This is a genomic window from Paraburkholderia sp. PGU19 (assembly GCF_013426915.1).
In the GTDB taxonomy this organism is placed as follows: Bacteria; Pseudomonadota; Gammaproteobacteria; order Burkholderiales; family Burkholderiaceae; genus Paraburkholderia.
In genome coordinates this window covers 186,932-205,904 of record NZ_AP023183.1, presented here as the reverse complement: position 1 = coordinate 205,904, position 18,973 = coordinate 186,932, and the positions used below count along the sequence as shown (strand labels likewise).

Below are 18,973 nucleotides of genomic sequence, written 5' to 3'. Positions count from 1 at the left end.
GGGGCGAGTTGAGTTGCCTGGTTTTCAACACTCGCCTCGCTTTCGCAGGCTGACCAAAGACCCGGTGGAGAGCCTTCGAGATCGTTCTGATGGAACCACGAGCCGCAAACGCTACAGCGGTATTGAAGATAGTGGGTAACAGCGTTCCCAGGCGCGCCGATGATAGGCGCCTTGATCCGCTGCAGTGACGCGTGTGGGGCGACAGAAGAAGGCATGCCTACCAAGGTTTCACATGCAAAGCAGCGGCTCATGGTCCCCTCCGTTGCCGTATGACGTGATCAATGCAAGAAGCATAGACGACGGCCGCCGCCGAGGGCATGGGCAGAAGCCCCCTTCACCGGAAGGAGTTCCAAAAACTGAGCATGGGCTCGCATACGCCCCGGGCTACGACAGTCTTTCGGACATGGCGGTTCGCTGCTGAACCAGTTCACCGAGACAGTTCTTCTCGTCATCTCGGGCTCGTTCCGGTCATCATCCCCGCGGCCGGCTTTATCGCCATCGGTCTGGCGCCCAAGAATTACAGTCAGCAGAACGGCTGCTTTCAGTTTCCAGCCAGATGTGGATCGACGCCCGGTTCGACTGCGCAACTATCACGCGTTTAGATATGCAGCGCAAAGTGCGTGGACACGCTAAACGACCGGCGACCTGTAATCGAGAAACCAGCCGGTCCGCAGGTAGAAAAGCCGGTGCAGCTCCGCATCGTCCTTCGGAAAAAGGGGGCGCGCTTTCCTGTCCGGCTATCGCTCGTGATACATCCACGAGCCTAGCGCGCCCCAGTCAGTCACATTCGGCTCCATTCGAGCTCGAAGCACCGTCCCGCCAGAGTTTATGCTTCGCGTGCCGATGCTTCGCCTTGAGGCGCGAGTGGGGCCCGTATCGCGTGCCTACTTACAACCTATCGCTTGCACAATTGGCTTCACCCGGGAGAAACACCTATGGTGCCAGGGTAGCTAGCCTGTCAAAAAGTAGCGCGTGCGGTCCTTGTTTGAAATCGCTGCGCCACGAACGCAGACAATACGATGGCGATGCGATCTTGACGTTTTCGCTCCTTCTGCCGTCCACGGTACGTCGTCCAGCAAACATCATTGGCCATCAATGCCGAAAACTATCCGAATTGCGGCCGACGACGCTCGCAAGCAGGGAACTATCCTGGAGCGATCAGGCTTTGTTGCCATTGTCGCGCTGCTGCGCCTCTTTGCGGTTCTTCCCTATGGCTTGGTCGCGCGGCTTGGCAGCGCGCTCGGTGCAATGCTGTACACGCTTCCAAGCTCCCGGAAACATATCGTGCTTGTCAATCTGCGTCTGTGCTTTCCGGGCAAGTCGGAAGCCGACTACGATGAGCTTGCGAGAAACCACTTTCGCCATGTCATTCGAAGCTATGTCGAACGAGGCATTCAATGGTTTGGCAGCGCGGAGTCGCTACTGAAGCTGGTGCGCATCGAAAGTCGAATCGATCTGGAAGACAGGAATGCTCCACCGACCATCTTTCTGGGCTTTCACTTTGTGAGCATCGAGGTGGGCTGCATACTCTACTCTACGCAGTTGCCCGCAGCTTCACTGTACACGCGGATGTCAAACGCGCGTCTATGCGACCTGGCGAAGCGACAACGCGGCAGATTTGGCGCGGAGATGATTGAACGGTCAACGAGTGCCAAGAAGATCGTTGGGTTGCTACGCTCAGGCAAGCCGGTCATGCTCGCTGCGGACATGGATCACGGCGTACACAACTCTGTTTTTGTGCCGTTCTTTGGCGTTCCCGCGTGCACGCTCACGTCGGTATCGCGCCTTGCCAGGCTCGCCCAGGCACGGGTTGTACCATTCGTGACCGAGGTGCTACCAGATTACCAGGGATATAAGCTCACCATCTTCGAGCCGCTGGGCGACTTTCCATCGGCGAGCGACACGCTCGATGCACGTCGAATCAACGAATTTCTTGAAACGCAGATACGTAGGTTTCCAGAGCAATACTACTGGGTGCATCGACGCTTCAAGAACCGTCCACCGGGCGTACCAGGCGTGTATTAGACGGCCTCTGTCACGGGGGGCGTGGCCCTGCGACGTTGCGGGCTCGCTCGGCGCTCGCGTTTCCTGTCATTGCGCCTGGCAGGCCTTATCGTCGAGAACAATAACGCAGACCCATAAAGGCCACCCCTTCGGCGCACGAACGACCGTTGGCCACTTGCAAGCCGCCGTTAGCCCCGCGCTAGTCCCAATGGCCGGAGTGGGTCGTGAGTACGCGTTCGGTTTCGGCGCATAAGGCATTTGCGACCGCCGATATGCCAATGTCGGGAAAGCGGCCCGTAGCCGCCTTACCAATGTGGACACCCGAATGACGGGAATGGCCGACGACCTGCCCCGTCAACGGTTGGCACCATAGATTGACTTCCGACATATTCAATGCCTTTCATAGGTGGCGACATACTGCGCCAGATCAGCCCACTGCGGCGACGTCAAAAGGTGTGATCTCGAGCGACCTGCAGTGCTACCGCATGAAAACCCTGATTTGATTCGGATGGTCCCGCCTTCAAAAGACCATTGAATGATGTAGTCAGGGTCGCGCTGGTATCGCCGGCAAGCGCGGGTGGAACTTCGTCAACTGCGGCAACATTCAGCGCATTGCTCAGTCTGTCAAGGTGCTTGTTGAGGTATTCGTTCGATCCGTGGTGCGACACGTGTTGCACCATGAAAAGGACGAATACCCCTTACTGGCTCGCATCCGATCGCACGGAAGATTTTTTCGGGCGCAGGTCGGGCGACCGCCTTCTCAATGCTCGCGAAGAACAGGCGGCGGATGTTTGACAGGTCGCCAATCTGAAAGACCAGGCGTGCGGCGCATGAACTGGCATCAGGAGCCGTGACGAGCAGCCACTGGTTCCACTCAGGTTAATGCCAACCATACCCTCAATACCTCGCGTAAAGAATCCCCAATATCATCGCTTCATCGTCAAACACGTCGAGCGTGTCCGACAGTGCAGTCAGCGGCCCCGCGTTATTGACGAACAGCGCATAAGCGAGCCGCCGGCCGCTCTTCGCGTCGATGTAGCCCGCCATGTTCATCGCGACCATCTCGCCCGCGCTGTTGATGGTCGCGCCGCTCTTCACAAAGATATGCTCCTTGCCCACCACGTTCTTGCCCACAGCCGCAAGCGATCCATCGACGCCGAGAATCGACAGCGCGTCGTGATACACGGGATAAACGGGCAAACGGCTCATGGCAGTCAACAGCGTGGCAGTCGTGCGAGCGGTCGCTTGGCTATCCGGCGTGCCGCTGCCGTTGGTGGGGAAGTTGAAGCCCGCACCGTCGAGGCCGAGCGTGCCCGTCAGATAGCGACGTTCGGTGGCCAGTGCATCGCCGACAGTGCGCACGCCTTGCGCAAGCCCCTGGTACATCAGGCTCAGATTCGCACCCGTGTTCAGACTGACCTTCAGCACGAGCTTCGCGAATTCGGAGTACGACATCGAGGTATAGCTCGCGACCTGTGTCGCGCCCGAGTAGTCCTGCGATGGCGGCAAGGCGGCCGTCTGGTTCGGCTGCACGGCGAGCGCAGACACGCTGACGCCCGCGCGTGCCAGTGCGTCGATAAACGCAGTGCGCGCGAATGAAGGCGGATCCTCGACGCGCAGAATGCTCACGTAGAGGCCATTGCCGACGAGCGGCGACACGAAGCCGAGCGGTATCGTTGCGGGTGCATCGAGACTCTCCTTGCTCGACAGCGTGCCCATGCAGCCGGGCGCCGCGAGGCACGAGAGCGGCGCCTCGTTCAGCGCATCGCCGGAGACCATGATGTCACTCGTGCTGTTCGCCGCCGTCGTCACGGACGTGCCTTGCATCGTCATCGCGCTGGTGCGCGGCCGCCAGTCGAGCACGCCCGCTGCGCCAACGGATGCGCCCGGTGTCAGCGTCACGTCGATCACGTTCTCGTTGATGACGATCGGCGAGATCAGCACATTGCCATTCGGCACGCGAAACGCGTCGAACAACCGGTCGTCGATGATCACGTCGCCATCCACGGCCGTGATACCCGACGCCCTCACCTGTTGCGCCAGATCGTTTAACGCAGTGAGCGGATCTTCGGGCGTGAGAATCGCGCCGCCGAAACCGCGCGCGTCGTTGTGGTCGAAATCGGTGAAGTCGACGGTGCCGTCGGGCTTCTGCCGGCCACCGAACGTCAGATCGCCGGATGCCTGCAGGATCAGATTGCCCGTCAGCTTGCCGGACCTGTCGACCGTGCCGGTACGGTAGACGGGTGTGACGAAGCGGTGATCCGCGCCGATCACGTTCAGCGCCGTCGCCACCGAATACAGCTTGCGCACCGATGCCGTCAGCACGAGCATGTCGGGGTCGAGCGCGTCGAGCACCTGCCCCGTGTTCGCGTCCATGACGACCATCGACCATTGCGATTTCGCGCTCGTATATCGCGGCTTGCTCATGATCTGCGCAATCGGATCGCCGTCGTCGCTGCTCCCGCAGCTCGCGACGAGCACACAGCAGGCGACCGATGCCAGAAGAACCGTAAGCGTTGCACGCATGGCATTCCTTTCGACAGGTTCAGGCAAATGGAGCGGGCCTTGACATCATTGCAGCTTCCAGATCTGCGCCGCGATCATGCCTTCGTCCTGGAACGCGTTCAGCACCGTGTCGAAACCCTCGAATGCCACGTTGTTCACTGACAGGAAGAACGCGAGACGATGGCCGCTCGTCGCGTCGACATACCCGGCGAGCGCCTGTGCCTTGAGTAGCGGCACGGCCGGTGTCGTCGTGCTCAGGCCGACATAGGTACCCGTCTTCGCGTACACCTTGCCCTTCGCGCCTGCGAGCGTCGGGTCCGCTTCAAAGTTGGTGACGGTGGTGAGTGAACCATCCACACCGAGGAAAGGCAGCGAATCGACGTACGCTGCGTAGTCGGGCATCAGGCGCATGCCGCGAAGCAACGCGATGACGGCGGTGGCGTTCGCGGTCGTGTCGCCGCCGCCGCTTCCATCGATGAAGTGATACTGGTTTGGTGCGATCTTGAAGGTCGTTGACAGTTCCTGCTGTTCCGTCGCCAGCGAACTGGCCATGGTTCGCGAGCCGTTCTTCGCGAGTCCGTACAGCATCAGCGTCACGTCCGCGCCGATGTTATAGCTGACCTTATTGACGAAGCGGATGTCCTGCGCATACGGCGCGGAGGTGAGCTGGGCCACTTGTTGGGCGCTCGAATACGAACCCTGCGCGGGCAGCGAACTCACGTCGTTCGTGCCGACGGCGGCCGCACTAACCGCCACGCCTGAGCGCGCCAGCGCCTCGATAAATACCGTACGCGCATAGGTAGACGGCGCGCTGACGCGGAACGTGCGTATCAGCGGATAGGCGTTGGTCAGCGGAGGCTGCACGACGGTGGGCACCGTGCCCGACACCTCGCCGGAACAGTTCGACTGGCCGAAACATTGTGGCACTTCGTTTTTCGTCGCATCGGGCGTCAATTCGACGGCGAATGCCGTGGTCGTCGAGTCCGTTTTCAATGTCGACTGTACCGAGAAGGCTGCGGAGACCGGCCGGTAGGTGAACGGAAGCACAGTTCCGTCCGCGCTCGAACTGAACGACATATCGACGACGTCGTCGTTGACCAGCATTGGCGTGACGTTGAAACCCGTTTCTTCGCGGAAGGGAAACGCGTCGAAAAGACGATCGTCGATCACGACATCGCCGTTGACGGTCTTGATGCCCGCGGCCGCCACCTGTGCCGCAAGCGCATCGAATCCTGCCAACGGATCGGGCGTAGTCAGGATGGCGTTGCCGAGACCGTCGGCTTCGTTGTGATCGAACGCGCTCAGCGCGATGGTGCCGTCCGCATTGGCGCGACCGCCCATCGTCAGATCGCCGCTCGCCACCATGATCAGGTTGCCGGTGAGCACGCCATTGGCATCGACGGCGCCCTGCTTGTAGACAGGCGTTACGTGTTTGTACTGCGCGCCGAGCATGTCGAGCGCGTTGCCCGTCGAAAAGAGCTTGCGCACTGAAGCGATGAACACCTGCGAACCCGAATTCAGATCGTAGATCACGCGGCCCGTATCCAGATCGACAACCTGCATCGCCCACGTGGCATTCGAGTAAGCAGGCTTTTGCATGATCTGTGTGATCGCGTCGGGAACGGCCGTACTCGGATGATCCGAGCCGCCGCACGAGACCAGCATCAACGCCGACGCGATGATGCTCCAGCGTGTGTGCTTCCGATCGATTGTCGCGTTCATCCCAGAGGTCTCCCGGCTGGTTATGTATATTGCGAATGAAAGGCGCCGCTCAAGGCTGGTCTTCGTCCACCACGTCCACCGCCTTGCCCAGCTCCGTGATCACGATGCGCGCGATCGCATCGGCGGGCCCGCGGCCATCGGGTGTGTCCGCCGTCGTCGCCCACGTCACGACTGTCGTATTCGTAGTCGGGTCGTACACCATGAAGGTGTTGAAGCCGTTGATCTGGCCGTTGTGCCCGTAGAACGTGCCGAACTTCGCGACGCCAAGACAGTAGGCCGGTGAGTTCGGATCGGACGGCGTGAGCGCGGTACAGGTGGACAGGCGCTTCGACTGGAGATCGGCATTCAGATAGGCGCCGCCGACCATGCGCTGCACGAACGCAGCCAGTTCCTTGATGGTCGAAATGCCGGAGCCCGCTGTCCAGCCCCACGACGGGCTCGCGTTCGTCACGTCCGTCGGCTGCAACGTGCCGTCCTTCGCAGCGGCCTGGCGCGCGGGAGATAGCGAGGGATTGGTAGCCGTCTCCGCATTGGTGCCCCACAGATAGCTGTGCGGCGACGGTACGGGCAGCGACGAATCCGTCTGCGCGGGCAGGTACGTATCGGTCGTGGCGAGCGGCGCGAAGAGCCGCGTCCGGATGGCATCGGCAGCGCTGATGCCCGTCAGTTGCTCGATGATCATGCCGAGCAGCACGGTGTTCGTATTCGAGTAGCCGAACGAGGTGTCGGGATCGAAATCCACGGGATGACTGAACGCGATGGCCAGCATTTCGGCTGTTGTCCAAATCTTGTCCGGCTGCGCGTCGAGCGTCTGGTTGAAGCCGAGGTCGCGCGTGTAGTTGAAAAGACCGCTGCGCATTGCCAGCAGTTGCTGGATCGTGATTGCGTCGCCATTGGGCACGTTCGGCACGAACTTGCTGACGGGGTCGCTCAGATTCAGCTTGCCTTCCTGTATGAGTTGCAGGATGACGGTGCCCGTCCACGTTTTGGTGACGCTGCCGACGCGGAAGTGCGCATTCACTGGAATCGGCGTGCTGGTGCCGCGCTGCGCGGTGCCAAACGATTCGAGCCAGTTGCCCTGTGGTGATTGCACATACACCACGGCGCCAGGCGTCAAGGTCGTGTCGAGAAACTGGTTGATCTGCATGCGTGACGCGGTGACGTACGCCGGCTCGCCAGACGAAGAGCCACCACACGCGGAAAGCGACAGGACAATCAGCAAGCCAGAAACAGCAGCGCCAATCGCGAACATCGATCGCGATTGCGAAAACAGGCGGACGAGAGCCATCGTTTATTCCTTACGACCTTACCGCAGTGCTTCCTGTGCTTCGCATCGACAGGTTGATTATGTCAATTGATCTGTCGATTATCCGGATGACCTGAATTGAAACGCTGAACTCAAAATATCACCGGCAATATGTCAAATCCAAAATCGATGCATGTGCAACTTTCGTAATCTCGTGAATGAGTATAGGAGCTACTCTCCCAATATGCATGCGCTTTACGAAGAAATTATTTGCTGCACTGGCGAACTGAGCTAATTATTGGCGGATTACGGCACAACGATAATTACGCGTATTCGGCAGTCACTTTTTATTTTAGAAGGCACTGTCTGATATCGCCAACTTGAATATCTGATAAAAGAAACGGCAAACAGGATTCCGGTTCCGTATGTGCGCTGTGCCACATAAAAACGTTGATCGTCCCTCGGCGAGGCTTCACGGCAATCCCGTTCACAGGCCGGAACGCGATCGACACGATAAGCTACTTGTCGTTCACTCTCATCGCTGCGTGCAGCGTCGTGATCCGACCCGACGCGAGGCAACGGTCATCTTTCAGGAAGAAACATGGTGATGGCTTTTTTCACGCGTGGCGGCCGTGCGCTGCGACTCAGCGCAATCACGCTCGCACTCGCAGCGCTCCCGATGCTCACGGCGTGCACGTCATCCCCCGCGGCGTTCGCGGAGAAGCGCGCACCGGATACTGGCACGGCGTCCGTCGATCCCGCCATCGTCGCGGCGCTGGCACCGACTGGCAGGCTGCGCGCGTCGATCAATCTCGGCAACCCGGTGCTCGCCAGTCTCAATTTGCAAGCCGGATGGCCAATTCTGACATATATGCAGCAAAAGCACGCGCACGACGATAACGCTCGCGGGTAGGTACAACTTTTGTTGAAATTTAGCTACAATTTTACTTGTGTGAGCGCGAGCGTAATTTTTTGGAAGACAGGAAACAAAACCGTGCTATTGCAATAAGTTTTCTTTTGATAACGCCCGGGTTTTGTAAGCAAACTCACACATGTGAATAACAGCGTCGCGCATTGCCCCGTTCGTGCACCATCTGCATTCCTCAATAACGATTCCATCGAACCCCACCCTTGTTCGCAAGACCAAACAATGCAGCACCAACGTCCGTCAGAGATTCCCAAAGCAGACATATTTTGGTTCCAGATATTCTTCGATTCCCGAATGCGCCCCCTCCCGGCCGATTCCTGATTCCTTGATCCCGCCAAAGGGGCAACTTCGTTGAAGACCAGACTGTCGTTGACACCAACCACACCACATTCAAGTGCCTCCATGACCCTGAACGCACGTCGGATGTCCGTTGTGTAAAAGTACGCCGCCAGGCCTGTTCGCGTGTTGTTCGCAAGGGCAATCGCCTCATCCTCATGCTTGAACCGGAGCACGCTCGCGACTGGTCCCAGGACTTCGTCCCCGCACACGCCCATTTCCGGACGGACGCCCGTCAGTACAGTTGGTAGAAAGAAGTTTGACCCGATCGTCAGGCGCGAGCCACCAATGGCAACAGTTGCCCCCGCCTGCTCCGCCTCGTCCACCAGGCTTTCAAGTCGTGCAACGGCTGTCTCACTGATGAGCGGGCCAATCTGCGCCCCCTCGGCCATCCCGTCACGCATGGTGAGTGTTGAGACTTTCGCCACAAGTCGGGCTACAAAGCGTTCATACACGTCCGTGTGCACGTAGAACCGGTTTGCGCACATGGCCGCCTGCCCGGAATGTCGAAAGCGCGCGTCGATGGCACCTTTGACCGCCAGGTCAATGTCTGCATCATCGAAAACGATGAAGGGGCAGTTGGCGCCCAGTTCCAGCGACACCTTCTTTACCGTAGCCGAACATAGCGCCATCTGCCGTTTGCCTTCTTCAATGGAGCCCGTAAAGGAGACCTTCCTGATGTCCGCATGCGAGACCAGCGCGCTTCTGACGGTATCGCTTTCTCCTGTCAGAACCGACAGAACTCCGCGTGGCAATCCGGCGCTCTCACCCAGCACGCAAAGCGCCAGCGCCGAAAAGGGCGTCTGTGGATCAGGATGATGTACGACAGCACACCCCGCGGCCAGAGCCGCCCCTACACGCCTTGCCACCATTGACGATGGAAACGTCCAGGTGGTCATCGCCGCGCAGACCCCCACCGGCTGCCGCAGCACGCGGATTCGCTGGTTGCGGCGAGGTGCCGGAAGATTGTCGCCGTAAATCCTTCGCGCCTCTTCGGCGAACCAGTCGAGGTAGTTGGCGGCTTGCGTGATTTCCGCGCGGGCCTCGTGGAGTGGCTTGCCCTGTTCGCTGCACAGGATAATGGCCAGGTCGTCGCGATGAGTTTCCACCAGACGCGCCCATTCGCGCAGTACCAGGGCACGCTCGCGGCCACTCCATTCGCGCCAGTCGTTGAAGGCTGTGGTTGCACAGGCGACCGCCTCGTCGATCTGCCCGTCCGTCACCTGGGGCACCGAGCCAATGACTTCGTGAGTCGACGGATTGGTGACCGGCACCCTTGGCAGGGATGTGTTGTCGACCCAGGCACCACCAACGTATGCTGATTGTTCGAAAAGACTTGCGCACTGTAGCTTCACGGGCAGCCCCTGCATTCAGATTGCTACGTTTCGATGGGAATTAGCTACGTTGATTATCTCGCTTCTGTCTCCGCTCCGGCTCGAATGCGACCGCGCCAACGATCTCTGGGGCGGCTGTCGCTTCGGAAGTGTCGAAGCGCATCGACACACTATAAACACTCTCTTCGGCCATATTCGCAGGCCCGGATTCAGCCCCCGCCCTGGCGGGCCCTTCTACCTGGTAATTCCTTGCACCGGAAGGGGTAAGCGTACGTGAAACGTTGTCGCGCCCGGCTGCGAACTGACGAGAATCGTTCCACCATGCCGATTGACAACAATGCGATAGGCAATGTCGAGGCCCAGGCCCGTACCCTGGCCGACCGGCTTGGTGGTAAAGAACGGCTCAAACAGCCGCGACTGATTCTCCGGCGGGATACCAGGACCGCTGTCAGTGAACTCAACCACCGCGTAGTCGCCCTCACGGCGCGTCGAGATGACAAGGTCGCCCCGGCCTTCCATGGCGTCGACCGCATTGTCGATAATATTGGTCCATACCTGATTCAGTTCGCTGCCGTACGCCTGAAGACGGGGCAGGCTTCGATCGTATTCGCGTCTTACAGCGACCGACTGGATGAGCCGGTGGCGCATGACGGCGAGCGTATCCTCGAGGCCATCGTGAATGTCTACCTCCTGTTGCGGCGCCTGGTCCATATAGGCGTATGACTTGAGCGCCTTGACCATGCCAGAAATGTGCGTTGCGCTCCAGGTCGCATCCTTCAGCAGCGCGCGCAGTTCGATCGTCGCACCGAGCCAACGGATGCTGACGTTAAACTGGTCCGGAGAGAGACTTTCGCCAAGTGGTGCGATGTCTTCACGCACAATCCCGCCCGCGATCAAGGCGGGTGCCACCAGCCATGGCTTTTCGACCCCATGGGCAGCCAGCCAGTCGCCCAGCCTGCTTTCCGCAATGCCTCTCGCCAGGTCGTCCCCAGGCGTCTGTCTCGCCGCGGCGCACGCACGCGTGCTCAAGGCATGAATGACTTTGATTGCCTCATGGGGAATCGCGCTGAGGCTGAGGGCGTAAAGCGATTCATCCAGAAGTTCGCGAACCTCGTTTGCGCGGTCTGTCGTGCGCGCCAGTGCTGCGGCAGGATTGTTCAACTCGTGTGCAAGGCCGGCCGCCAGCTTCCCTAATGCGGCCATCTTCTCTCGCGTGCGCAACAATGCTTCAAGGTTAGTGAGGCGCTCGGCCGTTGCGCGAAAGATGATTTTGCTGAAAGAGTCGCAGCATGCAAGCAACTCGCGGAACACCGGCTCGGAGAGCCGGACCAGATGGCTGTCGGTTTCGGCGTTGAGCGTCGTCAGTGAGGGCGTCCCCGCGAGCAACGGCACCGCACCACAGAAACCTGGCGCAGCATATCGATGGACCGGCATCTGCTGCCCGTCGAGCAGTCTGCTCGCCACAATTTCGCCGTCCAGGATGACAAAGAAGCCCTGAAACGTCTCGCCTTCGCTGCGAAGGACTGCACCTGCCCCGACGCGCATGTCCTCGAGGTTCGCCTGCAGCCACTGCAGGCGCTGTTCGGACAGGTCCGCAAAGAGCGGTATCTCGCGTAGATCCTGAAGTGAAACCATAGGTCCACCAATGTCAGTGAACAAGACACCAGGTGCCTGATGTTGTGACTGAATTGTGGCCGCCAACCCGTGGCATCGCAATTGGCCGGATTCGCCAGGAACACGAATTCAGGACTATCGGGCCCCGCAAGGTGTGGATAAAGTGGTGCCTCCCGCACTGCCGCGAAGCGCCACATGAGGGAAATACGGTTGTCCGGATTCGGTGGCTACCTGCCCCTTGAGCCGCGACCTCGCCCAATTCAGACTCATCTGATGATCTCGCCGCTCCACCGGTCGCGGTTGCTCCAGAACGGACACCGCGGACAGGTTTCGCCTTCCGGATAGTCGATGCCTTCCTCATGCGGACACCCGATGATTCGATCGACGGCGACCACCGATCGGGCGCCCTGCTGTTCGATAAACCGGACAATGGCTTCAGTGATTTCCGGATCGGTTCTCGCATCGGCGGTTTGACAGAACCACCGCTCAACGGGATCGGCGTCCGTACCTTCGTCAGCGATGATGGCGACCGACACCTTCGTTGCCCGCGTGTCGTCGGGCCCATAGAAGGCAACCGTTGCGACCGGGTAGCCGCAATAGCCCTTCCGACTTCTTTTAAGGAGCTTGTCCCGGTACCAGTGCGCCTTCAATGTCATATCCCCTCCACCCGCCGGCCGACGGTACGTTGCGACGACGACGTCAGCGTCGAGCGCAGCCGCTGATCGTCATGCTCACCGGTGCTGCACTTTCCGCGTCGCCATATAGGTGTCGAACAGGCCTGCGTGCAGCCGGCTGAATTCCTGCCGCAGGTTCACCAGTTCGTGCTGGTCGCCTTCGTGCTCGCGTCGCAGGATCTCGCCCAGCAGGGCCGTCGCGCGCGACGCCGCCCGGTTACGCTGCACGCGCGCCTCGCCGAGCCGGCCCGCGAGCGCCGGTTTGCCCACCAGCAGCCACGCCGGGAACCAGGCATAGTCGTCGACCTCGCCCGTGCCGGGAAACGCCGCATCGAACCGTCTGCGCAGAGTGTCGAGGGAAGCGTCGCCCAGCGCGGACAGCAACGCCGCGAACCGCGCCGGCGCCAGCCACGCCAGCTCCGCGAGTAGTGGCCACGCGGCATCCAGTCCGGCCGCCCGGTAGCGCGCCTCGGTCATCCACGCGAGCGGTGCCGGGATGCGCCACCACGATTCAATACCCTCGACCGCTTCGCGCGCTGCTGCCCAGTCGCCGGCCAGCAGCCATAGCGGCGCAGCATGATTCACCGCATCCGTGCCCCGAAACGCCAGGGTCGCCGCGCGCGCGGCGAGCGCTCGCCAGCACGGTGCGAGCCACGCGTGAACAGTCTGGGCGGGCAGCACCCGCCGGGCAGCCGGCACCACCTCGTCCTCGAGGTGACGGCGCGCGCTGGCCAGCGCTGCGTGGTCAGCAAACGGTGCTGTCGATCCGCTTCCGAGATCCCGGACCAGCGCGGTCATCGCGGACAGCGCGCCGTCGCCCGGATATTCGGCGGCCAGCCGTTCCAGTGCCGTGCGCGCGGCCGTCGCGTTACGCTGCTGTAACTGCTCCAGCACATCATTGCGCAGCATCACGTCGCGGCTGTCGGCAAAGATATCGAGCTGCTGCATGGTCGGCTGCATCGTCACCGCCTTCAGAAAAGTTGCCCTTCGAGACGGGCCAGATTAGCCCACTTCACCGTGCTGCGGAAGGTGCGACCGTCTTCATCCACCGACTCGATGATCACGCGCTGGCCGCTCGCTTCGGCGATGACGCGCACGGTCCGCTCGCCGTAGCGCATCAACGCGCCGATCGGCGGACAGGGCGGGGCATTGCGGCGGTTTCGCCCTGCTCGCCCGGCTTGTCCCTTCCGCGGGCGACTGCTGTTTTCCATCATGCCTGGCCCCGCTTCTTGCGGCGTGCCGCCGTCTTGCCGGATGGCATGGAGGCGGCCGGGATCTTGCGCGCCGGACCCGGTGTCCGCGCCGGGCGGGTCGCGGCCGGACGTGCCGCGGCGGACTTCGCGCGGGCCGGCCGGCCTGCGGAGTCATCCACGTCGCGCCGGGCCGCCAGCTGCTGCTGCAGCGTCACGTTCGTCGCCTGCGCGGCGTCGAGCCGCCCCTGCAGGACGCCCGCCTGATGGCGTGCGTCACCGAGTTGCGCCTGCAGCGCCTCGACCGCGCGGCGATGGTCGGCCTCGCGCCGGTCGGCCCGCTTCGTGGTTTCGTCGACTTCCTTCTGCAGCTTCGCGGCGACGCCCCGTTCGCGATCGATCTCGAGCAGTGCGCGCTTTTCGGTCGCACGCAGGCGCTCCTCGGCGCGCTCCGCGGTCTCGCGCAACTTCTCGAGATCGCGCGAGAAACCTTCGCGCACCTGGACCAGTTCGCGGTCGCGCGCCGCCACCTCGCTTTTCAACCGTGATAGTTCGGCCTCCAGCCCCTGCCGTGCCGCATGGCCCTCGGCCTGCGCCTTCTCCAGTTCGCGGACCTCGACCTGCGCGGCCAGCAGCGCCGCGGTGCGCTGCTCGAGTGCCATTTCCGTCCGTTCCAGTTCGCCCCGTGCGGCCTCGACACGCTGTTCGGCCTCGGTGCGCTCGCCCTCCACTTCCGTGCGCAGCGCGTCGAGTTCCGCCTGCGCGGAAGCGGTCGCGCGCGTCCACAGCGTCGCGACCAGTTCCCCCGCGGCGTCCCGCAGATCGGTGGGCAGGTCCGGGTGCTCGATGCGCACCCGGCTCTTTTCCCGGAGTTCCGCCCAGAACTCCCCGAGCACCGCGGCGGGCGTGCCCATGCTGCCACGCCTCACCAGCTGATACAGGCGGTTCGCGGTCGGCGCCTGCCCGAAGCGGAAGAACAGCAGCGCGCAGACCTCGCGGTACAGCGCGCGCGTGTTCGGGAATTCCGCCTTCAGGCGCCCGATGTCGGCCGCGAGCCGCGCCTCATCGGACGGCAGACCGGGTGGAATGGCGGACGGAACAGAAACGGACAGGTCACCGGACATGGAGATGGAAAGACGTTTTAATAAGTCAATAATACAACGTAAAACACACCATATCCAATTACTGGCGAGCATTAGTTTGACATTAACCCCATAATGTTGTAAATATCACCCATACCCTGTCCGGCAAATTTATGGGGTCAAATCACTGCCGGTCCGGCTCCCGCAAACGCTCACCGTTCCCGGAAAAGCTCACCATCATGTCCACGCCGCCGTCAGCCAACCTGGTCCTGGTGCACCCCACCCCGCTGGAAAGGCTCGTGGTTCCGGCCGCACTCGACGGCCACGCGGGGACCAACCGCGCGACGGGCGGCCACGCGCAGCTCGCCGCCGCGAACGATCTCGACGCGATCCGCGCGTGGCTCGCGCGTTTCGCCGACAAACAGACCACGTTCGACAGCTACCGCAAGGAAGCCGAGCGGCTGCTCCTGTGGTCGCTCGTGCAGCTGGGCAAGCCGCTCTCCTCGCTCACGCACGAGGACTGCCTGCGCTACCAGCGCTTCCTCGCCGATCCGCAGCCCGCCGCCACCTGGGTTGCCAACGCCGGCGCGGGCGGCGGCCGCAAGCATCCGCGCGACGACGCGCGCTGGCGGCCCTTTCACGGCCCGCTCTCACCGGCCAGCCTCCGGCAGGCGATGGTGATCCTGAACGTGCTGTTTTCGTGGCTGGTGCAGGCTGGCTATCTGGCCGGCAACCCGCTCGCGCTCTCGCGCCAGCGCACCCGCAAGGCCGCCCCGCGCATCACCCGTTATCTCGAGCCCGGCCTGTGGCAGGAGGTGAAGGACTTCATCGCGTCGATGCCGCAAGACACGGCGCGCGAGCGTGCGCACTACCAGCGCGTACGGTGGCTGTTCACGCTGCTGTATCTGGGCGGGCTGCGCATCGCCGAGGCCGGCGGCAACACGATGGGCCAGTTCTTCGTGCGGCGCGATGCCGATGGCACGATGCGCTGGTGGCTGACGGTGCACGGCAAGGGTGACAAAGATCGCCTCGTGCCGGCGACGCGCGAACTGATGACGGAACTGTCGCGTTACCGCCAGTCCCTGGGGATGACGGCCCTGCCCTCACCCAACGAGACGACGCCGCTCGTCCTCCCGATCGGCAGCACAACGGCATCGCCCCGGACGAAAACGGAAGGCCCGTCACACCGGCCGCTGACCCGGGCCGCGCTGCACACGATCGTCAAGGACGTGTTCGCGGGCGCCGCCGGGCGATTGCGCGAACGGGGCGAGGCCTTCGCGGCCCGTGCGGACCTGCTGCAGCAGGCCTCGGCGCACTGGCTGCGGCATACGGCCGGTTCACACATGGCCGACCAGCAGGTGGATCTGCGGCTCGTGCGCGACAACCTCGGCCATGCGTCGCTGAGCACCACGAGTCTGTATTTGCATGTCGACGACGATCGCCGGCATCATGAGACCGACGAGAAACACCGCATCGACTGGTGAGGCCAGTATGTTTTTGAACCGGGAATTCCGGCGCCCCGGCGCAGCACAGGACGGCCACCCGATATTCAAACAGCATCGGCTATGCAAGAATCCGTTCAACGCACCTTGAAGTGTTGCCCCTGCCGCTTATGGAAACCCTCGACCTTGAACCGCAGGTACTGGCGAATCACCGCGGCGTGGCGTTTGGCCTTGTGCACCGGAACAGCACGGTCGAATGCGTGATCACGATCGCGACGCTGGAAGCGTACTTCTGGCTCGAACCCCGGGCCAGTGACGCGCGGATCATGAAGACCTTCCGCGACGGGTACGGTCGCATCCGGGCGATCGCCGAACGCAAACTGCTCGCCCATCCGGCCGCGCGCCTCGAACTGACGCCGGACGATTTCGCGCGCCCCTGACGGCTCAAAGCGACGCCTGGCCAGCCGCTCGACGACAATCTGCACAAACGGTGCCTTTATTGTGGCCAGAAGGTCCGCATGTCCTGGTGACATCATGTCAGTACTTCTAAACTTCGACGATGACGCCCGCGCCGGGATGCTCTGCTATCTCGTCGTCGGCGAACTCGTGGCCATGGCGATAACGGGAGACTGGCTCAAGACCGTTCACCTGGTCGAACTCGCTCGCATCCGGATGAGTGCCAATAGCGCACGATGTGACTGGCGGGAACGTCTCGCAATTGTTCGCGCGGCGGCCGACCTGGCGCCCGAGGCCCAGGCGGCCTTCAAACTCGCAACGGAAAAAATGCTGGCCCCCCTGTCCACCGACGGGTGGCGCCTTGATTACCGGCAAGCAGTCGTTCGCGAGATTCATGACATGAGCGCGTCCCGCATGCGTCACGTGAAGTGATGACCGGTGCCGCTTTTTCAAAAGGCATCATGGAGGGAAACATGAGTGACGGAAAGCCGAAAGTCACCGCACACACTCCAGGCAGCCCCGGTCAGTTCAGCATGCTTGCCGGCCTGGTTCGGGATGCAACGGGTGCGGCGTGTGTAGCCATGGTCGTAATCAATGCCGCAGGCAATGGTGAATACTGCGTGGCAGGACCGCTTGAATCGCAGCTGCTTATGCCCGATCTGCTTGAGCAGGCAGCGCGTGAGTTGCGAACGCAACTGGCAGGTTCGGTCCAGTGACTGGCTCCGCGCGCATGAGCAATGGTTCAGGCAGCGTTGACGGCGTCCTTGAACCCCTTGCCCGCGGTGAACTTCACGGTTTTCGCTGCCGGAATCGTGATGGTCGCGCCTGTCGACGGATTACGGCCCGTGCGTTCGGCACGGGCGCCGGTCGAAAAGGAACCGAAGCCGATCAGCTGAACGGTATCGCCACGTGTGACGGCAGCCGTCACGGCCTCGAGGATGGCATCAATGGCTTCACCCGTGCTGGCCTTGCTTTCACCCGTGCCGGCGGCGACCGCATCGATGAGTTCCTGTTTGTTCATGTAAGAGCTCTCCCTGATAAAAATGCCCGCGCATTGCGGGACAGGACACTTACCCTATCGCAGCTGTACCGCATCCGGCAACCCGCCAGGCTTTGGAAAGGCATCGCCGCGTCTTCTGCGCCGCGCACACCCTTCCTCGCGCGGACGATCCATCCGGCTGCCTCTGCCCGCCGGGTTGTGGCGAAGCCGGGCAGGCAGGGATAAATCCCAGACCGTTAGTTGCACATAATTGCACACAATGCGATGTGAATCGTTGAATACGCACGAGGGCAGCGATATGCTTCGCACCTTAACGGGAATGACGAAGACAGAGACGTATCGAAGGGAAACGAAACAATGCGACTGCGACGTATCACCGCGCGACGTTCCTCCGTGCATGGCAAGGGACTGTTTGCGCTTCGGCCGCTCGCGGCAGGCGAGCGGCTCATCGAGTACAAGGGTGAATTGACCAGCTGGCGGCGTGCCGCCGCACGCCAGCGATCGGAGGCCGGCCATACGTTCGTGTTTGGTCTGTCTGACGGCCGCGTCATCGATGGCAGTCGAGACGGGAACAGCGCCCGCTTCCTGAACCATGCGTGCACACCCAACTGCGAGGCGATCGAGACGGGCGATCGCGTCTTCATCCACGCACTCACCGGCATCAGGCCTGGCGACGAACTTTTCATCGACTACGGCCTCGCGATCGACGGCGAGATGACCGAAGACATCCGTGCCCAGTACGCTTGTCATTGCGGCCATTCCGCCTGCCGCAGATCAATGCTTGGCAGTGAAACGACAGCGAAGTAAATGCGGCGTCGCTCATGCCCCCATGGCTGGGTGGCGATAGCTAGCTTGCATGTCGGCAATACCGTTTGCATCGCCCCTGCTCCGGAATCGCCGCCATGATCAGGCGCGGCGGCATCGGAATATGCAGGAAGAAGCCGATGCGGTTACCACATCCGAGTGCGCGCAGTTCGGCGGCGAGGGGGATCAGGTGGTAATCGTGCACCCAGACCAGATCGTCAGGCTTGAGCAACAGCAGCAGCTTCTGCGCGAACAACCGGTTCACCCGCCGGTAGCCCGCGGCGAAGCGGGTATCAAAATTGGCCAGGTCCAGGCGATAGTGGAACACAGGCCACAGCACGCCGTCGGCGTAACCGAGGTAGTACGCGTCGTGATCTTCCCGGTTCAGATCCAGCGTCGCCAGCGTCACTTCGCCGGCAGACTGGAAGTGAAGCTGGCCTTGCCTTGCAGGGTCGGTGACCGCTTCGTCCTGAATCCTGCCGCTCCAGCCAAACCAGAGCCCCCGGTCTGCTGCAGGCTTTCCCGCACGGCCACCGCGAGTCCACCGGCAGCGGGTTTGCGGGGATCGGCGATGCGGTTGGAAACGACGACAAGGCGGCTCACGGATGATTCCTCCTGTTGTGGGCCGCGAAGGCG

Annotated in this window: 17 protein-coding genes and 2 pseudogenes; 7 read left to right on the top strand and 12 right to left on the bottom strand. The window is 61.8% G+C overall.

Going from position 1 to position 18,973, the window contains the following annotated elements; genetic code table 11:
* Positions 1 to 1,095 precede the first annotated feature (1,095 nt).
* Complete coding sequence (locus tag H1204_RS47945) at positions 1,096 to 2,025, top strand: lipid A biosynthesis lauroyl acyltransferase (protein ID WP_180736815.1); 930 nt, start codon at positions 1,096 to 1,098, stop codon at positions 2,023 to 2,025.
* A gap of 876 nt (positions 2,026 to 2,901) precedes the next feature.
* On the opposite strand, the gene H1204_RS47940 is transcribed toward H1204_RS47945, so the two are convergent.
* From H1204_RS47940 to H1204_RS47930, 3 genes are read right to left on the bottom strand one after another with little or no spacing between them, the layout of a single operon-like run.
* Positions 2,902 to 4,530: a D-alanyl-D-alanine carboxypeptidase gene (locus H1204_RS47940; protein WP_180736814.1), complete on the bottom strand. Its 1,629-nt coding sequence runs from the start codon at positions 4,528 to 4,530 to the stop codon at positions 2,902 to 2,904.
* A gap of 45 nt (positions 4,531 to 4,575) precedes the next feature.
* Entirely contained in the window at positions 4,576 to 6,231 is a 1,656-nt protein-coding gene (gene dacB / locus H1204_RS47935) for a D-alanyl-D-alanine carboxypeptidase/D-alanyl-D-alanine-endopeptidase (RefSeq protein WP_180736813.1), read from the bottom strand.
* 49 nt (positions 6,232 to 6,280) lie between these two features.
* On the bottom strand, positions 6,281 to 7,519 hold the full coding sequence (locus H1204_RS47930) for a serine hydrolase domain-containing protein (protein ID WP_180736812.1): 1,239 nt from the start codon (positions 7,517 to 7,519) through the stop codon (positions 6,281 to 6,283).
* A gap of 559 nt (positions 7,520 to 8,078) precedes the next feature.
* Here H1204_RS47930 and H1204_RS47925 point away from each other — a divergent pair.
* Complete coding sequence (locus H1204_RS47925; protein ID WP_180736368.1) at positions 8,079 to 8,390, top strand: hypothetical protein; 312 nt, start codon at positions 8,079 to 8,081, stop codon at positions 8,388 to 8,390.
* Between the two features lie 255 nt (positions 8,391 to 8,645).
* Here H1204_RS47925 and H1204_RS53170 read toward each other — a convergent pair whose 3' ends face one another.
* The 7 genes and pseudogenes from H1204_RS53170 to H1204_RS47895 form a co-directional block, all read right to left on the bottom strand.
* Positions 8,646 to 8,795: an aldehyde dehydrogenase family protein gene (locus tag H1204_RS53170; protein WP_346015828.1), complete on the bottom strand. Its 150-nt coding sequence runs from the start codon at positions 8,793 to 8,795 to the stop codon at positions 8,646 to 8,648.
* Between the two features lie 26 nt (positions 8,796 to 8,821).
* Positions 8,822 to 10,111 (bottom strand): annotated as a pseudogene (locus H1204_RS47920) (NAD-dependent succinate-semialdehyde dehydrogenase); the annotation flags it as partial.
* A gap of 198 nt (positions 10,112 to 10,309) precedes the next feature.
* The gene (locus H1204_RS52870) at positions 10,310 to 11,710 is read right to left on the bottom strand and encodes an ATP-binding protein (protein ID WP_180736811.1); all 1,401 of its coding nucleotides are present in this window, start codon (positions 11,708 to 11,710) and stop codon (positions 10,310 to 10,312) included.
* 245 nt (positions 11,711 to 11,955) lie between these two features.
* Positions 11,956 to 12,345 carry a hypothetical protein gene (locus H1204_RS47910; protein WP_180736810.1) on the bottom strand — a complete coding sequence of 130 codons (390 nt, stop codon included), beginning with the start codon at positions 12,343 to 12,345 and terminating at the stop codon, positions 11,956 to 11,958.
* A 75-nt stretch (positions 12,346 to 12,420) separates the two neighbouring features.
* Positions 12,421 to 13,311 carry a hypothetical protein gene (locus tag H1204_RS47905; RefSeq protein ID WP_243469199.1) on the bottom strand — a complete coding sequence of 297 codons (891 nt, stop codon included), beginning with the start codon at positions 13,309 to 13,311 and terminating at the stop codon, positions 12,421 to 12,423.
* Between the two features lie 23 nt (positions 13,312 to 13,334).
* Complete coding sequence (locus H1204_RS47900; protein ID WP_180736367.1) at positions 13,335 to 13,577, bottom strand: hypothetical protein; 243 nt, start codon at positions 13,575 to 13,577, stop codon at positions 13,335 to 13,337.
* Complete coding sequence (locus H1204_RS47895; RefSeq protein WP_180736963.1) at positions 13,574 to 14,677, bottom strand: DNA-binding protein; 1,104 nt, start codon at positions 14,675 to 14,677, stop codon at positions 13,574 to 13,576. Before H1204_RS47895 ends, H1204_RS47900 begins: the two co-directional genes overlap by 4 nt.
* A gap of 197 nt (positions 14,678 to 14,874) precedes the next feature.
* Here H1204_RS47895 and H1204_RS47890 point away from each other — a divergent pair, with 197 nt between their 5' ends.
* From H1204_RS47890 to H1204_RS47875, 4 genes are all read left to right on the top strand, one after another.
* The gene (locus H1204_RS47890) at positions 14,875 to 16,119 is read left to right on the top strand and encodes a tyrosine-type recombinase/integrase (protein WP_180736808.1); all 1,245 of its coding nucleotides are present in this window, start codon (positions 14,875 to 14,877) and stop codon (positions 16,117 to 16,119) included.
* Between the two features lie 128 nt (positions 16,120 to 16,247).
* On the top strand, positions 16,248 to 16,517 hold the full coding sequence (locus H1204_RS47885; protein WP_180736807.1) for a DUF1488 family protein: 270 nt from the start codon (positions 16,248 to 16,250) through the stop codon (positions 16,515 to 16,517).
* A 94-nt stretch (positions 16,518 to 16,611) separates the two neighbouring features.
* Positions 16,612 to 16,965 (top strand): hypothetical protein, encoded by a 354-nt coding sequence (locus H1204_RS47880; RefSeq protein ID WP_180736806.1) that lies wholly within the window; start codon positions 16,612 to 16,614, stop codon positions 16,963 to 16,965.
* On the top strand, positions 16,965 to 17,249 hold the full coding sequence (locus H1204_RS47875; RefSeq protein WP_180736805.1) for a hypothetical protein: 285 nt from the start codon (positions 16,965 to 16,967) through the stop codon (positions 17,247 to 17,249). The genes H1204_RS47880 and H1204_RS47875 overlap by 1 nt, the downstream gene beginning before the upstream one ends.
* A gap of 26 nt (positions 17,250 to 17,275) precedes the next feature.
* Here H1204_RS47875 and H1204_RS47870 read toward each other — a convergent pair whose 3' ends face one another.
* On the bottom strand, positions 17,276 to 17,554 hold the full coding sequence (locus H1204_RS47870) for an HU family DNA-binding protein (RefSeq protein WP_180736804.1): 279 nt from the start codon (positions 17,552 to 17,554) through the stop codon (positions 17,276 to 17,278).
* Between the two features lie 336 nt (positions 17,555 to 17,890).
* On the opposite strand from H1204_RS47870, the gene H1204_RS47865 reads away from it, so the two are divergent.
* Positions 17,891 to 18,340: an SET domain-containing protein-lysine N-methyltransferase gene (locus H1204_RS47865; protein WP_180736803.1), complete on the top strand. Its 450-nt coding sequence runs from the start codon at positions 17,891 to 17,893 to the stop codon at positions 18,338 to 18,340.
* Positions 18,341 to 18,419: 79 nt separating this feature from the next.
* On the opposite strand, the pseudogene H1204_RS47860 reads toward H1204_RS47865, so the two are convergent.
* Positions 18,420 to 18,940: pseudogene (locus tag H1204_RS47860) on the bottom strand (trehalose-6-phosphate synthase); the annotation flags it as partial.
* Positions 18,941 to 18,973 lie beyond the last annotated feature (33 nt).

What these genes read in the sequence shown, in the direction of transcription:
- H1204_RS47945 (WP_180736815.1), top strand. Translation starts at nt 1,096, where the DNA reads ATGCCGAAAACTATCCGAATTGCGGCCGACGACGCTCGCAAGCAGGGA.
- H1204_RS47940 (WP_180736814.1), bottom strand. Translation starts at nt 4,530, where the DNA reads ATGCGTGCAACGCTTACGGTTCTTCTGGCATCGGTCGCCTGCTGTGTG.
- dacB (WP_180736813.1), bottom strand. Translation starts at nt 6,231, where the DNA reads ATGAACGCGACAATCGATCGGAAGCACACACGCTGGAGCATCATCGCG.
- H1204_RS47930 (WP_180736812.1), bottom strand. Translation starts at nt 7,519, where the DNA reads ATGGCTCTCGTCCGCCTGTTTTCGCAATCGCGATCGATGTTCGCGATT.
- H1204_RS47925 (WP_180736368.1), top strand. Translation starts at nt 8,079, where the DNA reads ATGGTGATGGCTTTTTTCACGCGTGGCGGCCGTGCGCTGCGACTCAGC.
- H1204_RS53170 (WP_346015828.1), bottom strand. Translation starts at nt 8,795, where the DNA reads ATGTGGTGTGGTTGGTGTCAACGACAGTCTGGTCTTCAACGAAGTTGC.
- H1204_RS52870 (WP_180736811.1), bottom strand. Translation starts at nt 11,710, where the DNA reads ATGGTTTCACTTCAGGATCTACGCGAGATACCGCTCTTTGCGGACCTG.
- H1204_RS47910 (WP_180736810.1), bottom strand. Translation starts at nt 12,345, where the DNA reads ATGACATTGAAGGCGCACTGGTACCGGGACAAGCTCCTTAAAAGAAGT.
- H1204_RS47905 (WP_243469199.1), bottom strand. Translation starts at nt 13,311, where the DNA reads ATGCAGCAGCTCGATATCTTTGCCGACAGCCGCGACGTGATGCTGCGC.
- H1204_RS47900 (WP_180736367.1), bottom strand. Translation starts at nt 13,577, where the DNA reads ATGATGGAAAACAGCAGTCGCCCGCGGAAGGGACAAGCCGGGCGAGCA.
- H1204_RS47895 (WP_180736963.1), bottom strand. Translation starts at nt 14,677, where the DNA reads ATGTCCGGTGACCTGTCCGTTTCTGTTCCGTCCGCCATTCCACCCGGT.
- H1204_RS47890 (WP_180736808.1), top strand. Translation starts at nt 14,875, where the DNA reads ATGTCCACGCCGCCGTCAGCCAACCTGGTCCTGGTGCACCCCACCCCG.
- H1204_RS47885 (WP_180736807.1), top strand. Translation starts at nt 16,248, where the DNA reads ATGGAAACCCTCGACCTTGAACCGCAGGTACTGGCGAATCACCGCGGC.
- H1204_RS47880 (WP_180736806.1), top strand. Translation starts at nt 16,612, where the DNA reads ATGTCAGTACTTCTAAACTTCGACGATGACGCCCGCGCCGGGATGCTC.
- H1204_RS47875 (WP_180736805.1), top strand. Translation starts at nt 16,965, where the DNA reads ATGACCGGTGCCGCTTTTTCAAAAGGCATCATGGAGGGAAACATGAGT.
- H1204_RS47870 (WP_180736804.1), bottom strand. Translation starts at nt 17,554, where the DNA reads ATGAACAAACAGGAACTCATCGATGCGGTCGCCGCCGGCACGGGTGAA.
- H1204_RS47865 (WP_180736803.1), top strand. Translation starts at nt 17,891, where the DNA reads ATGCGACTGCGACGTATCACCGCGCGACGTTCCTCCGTGCATGGCAAG.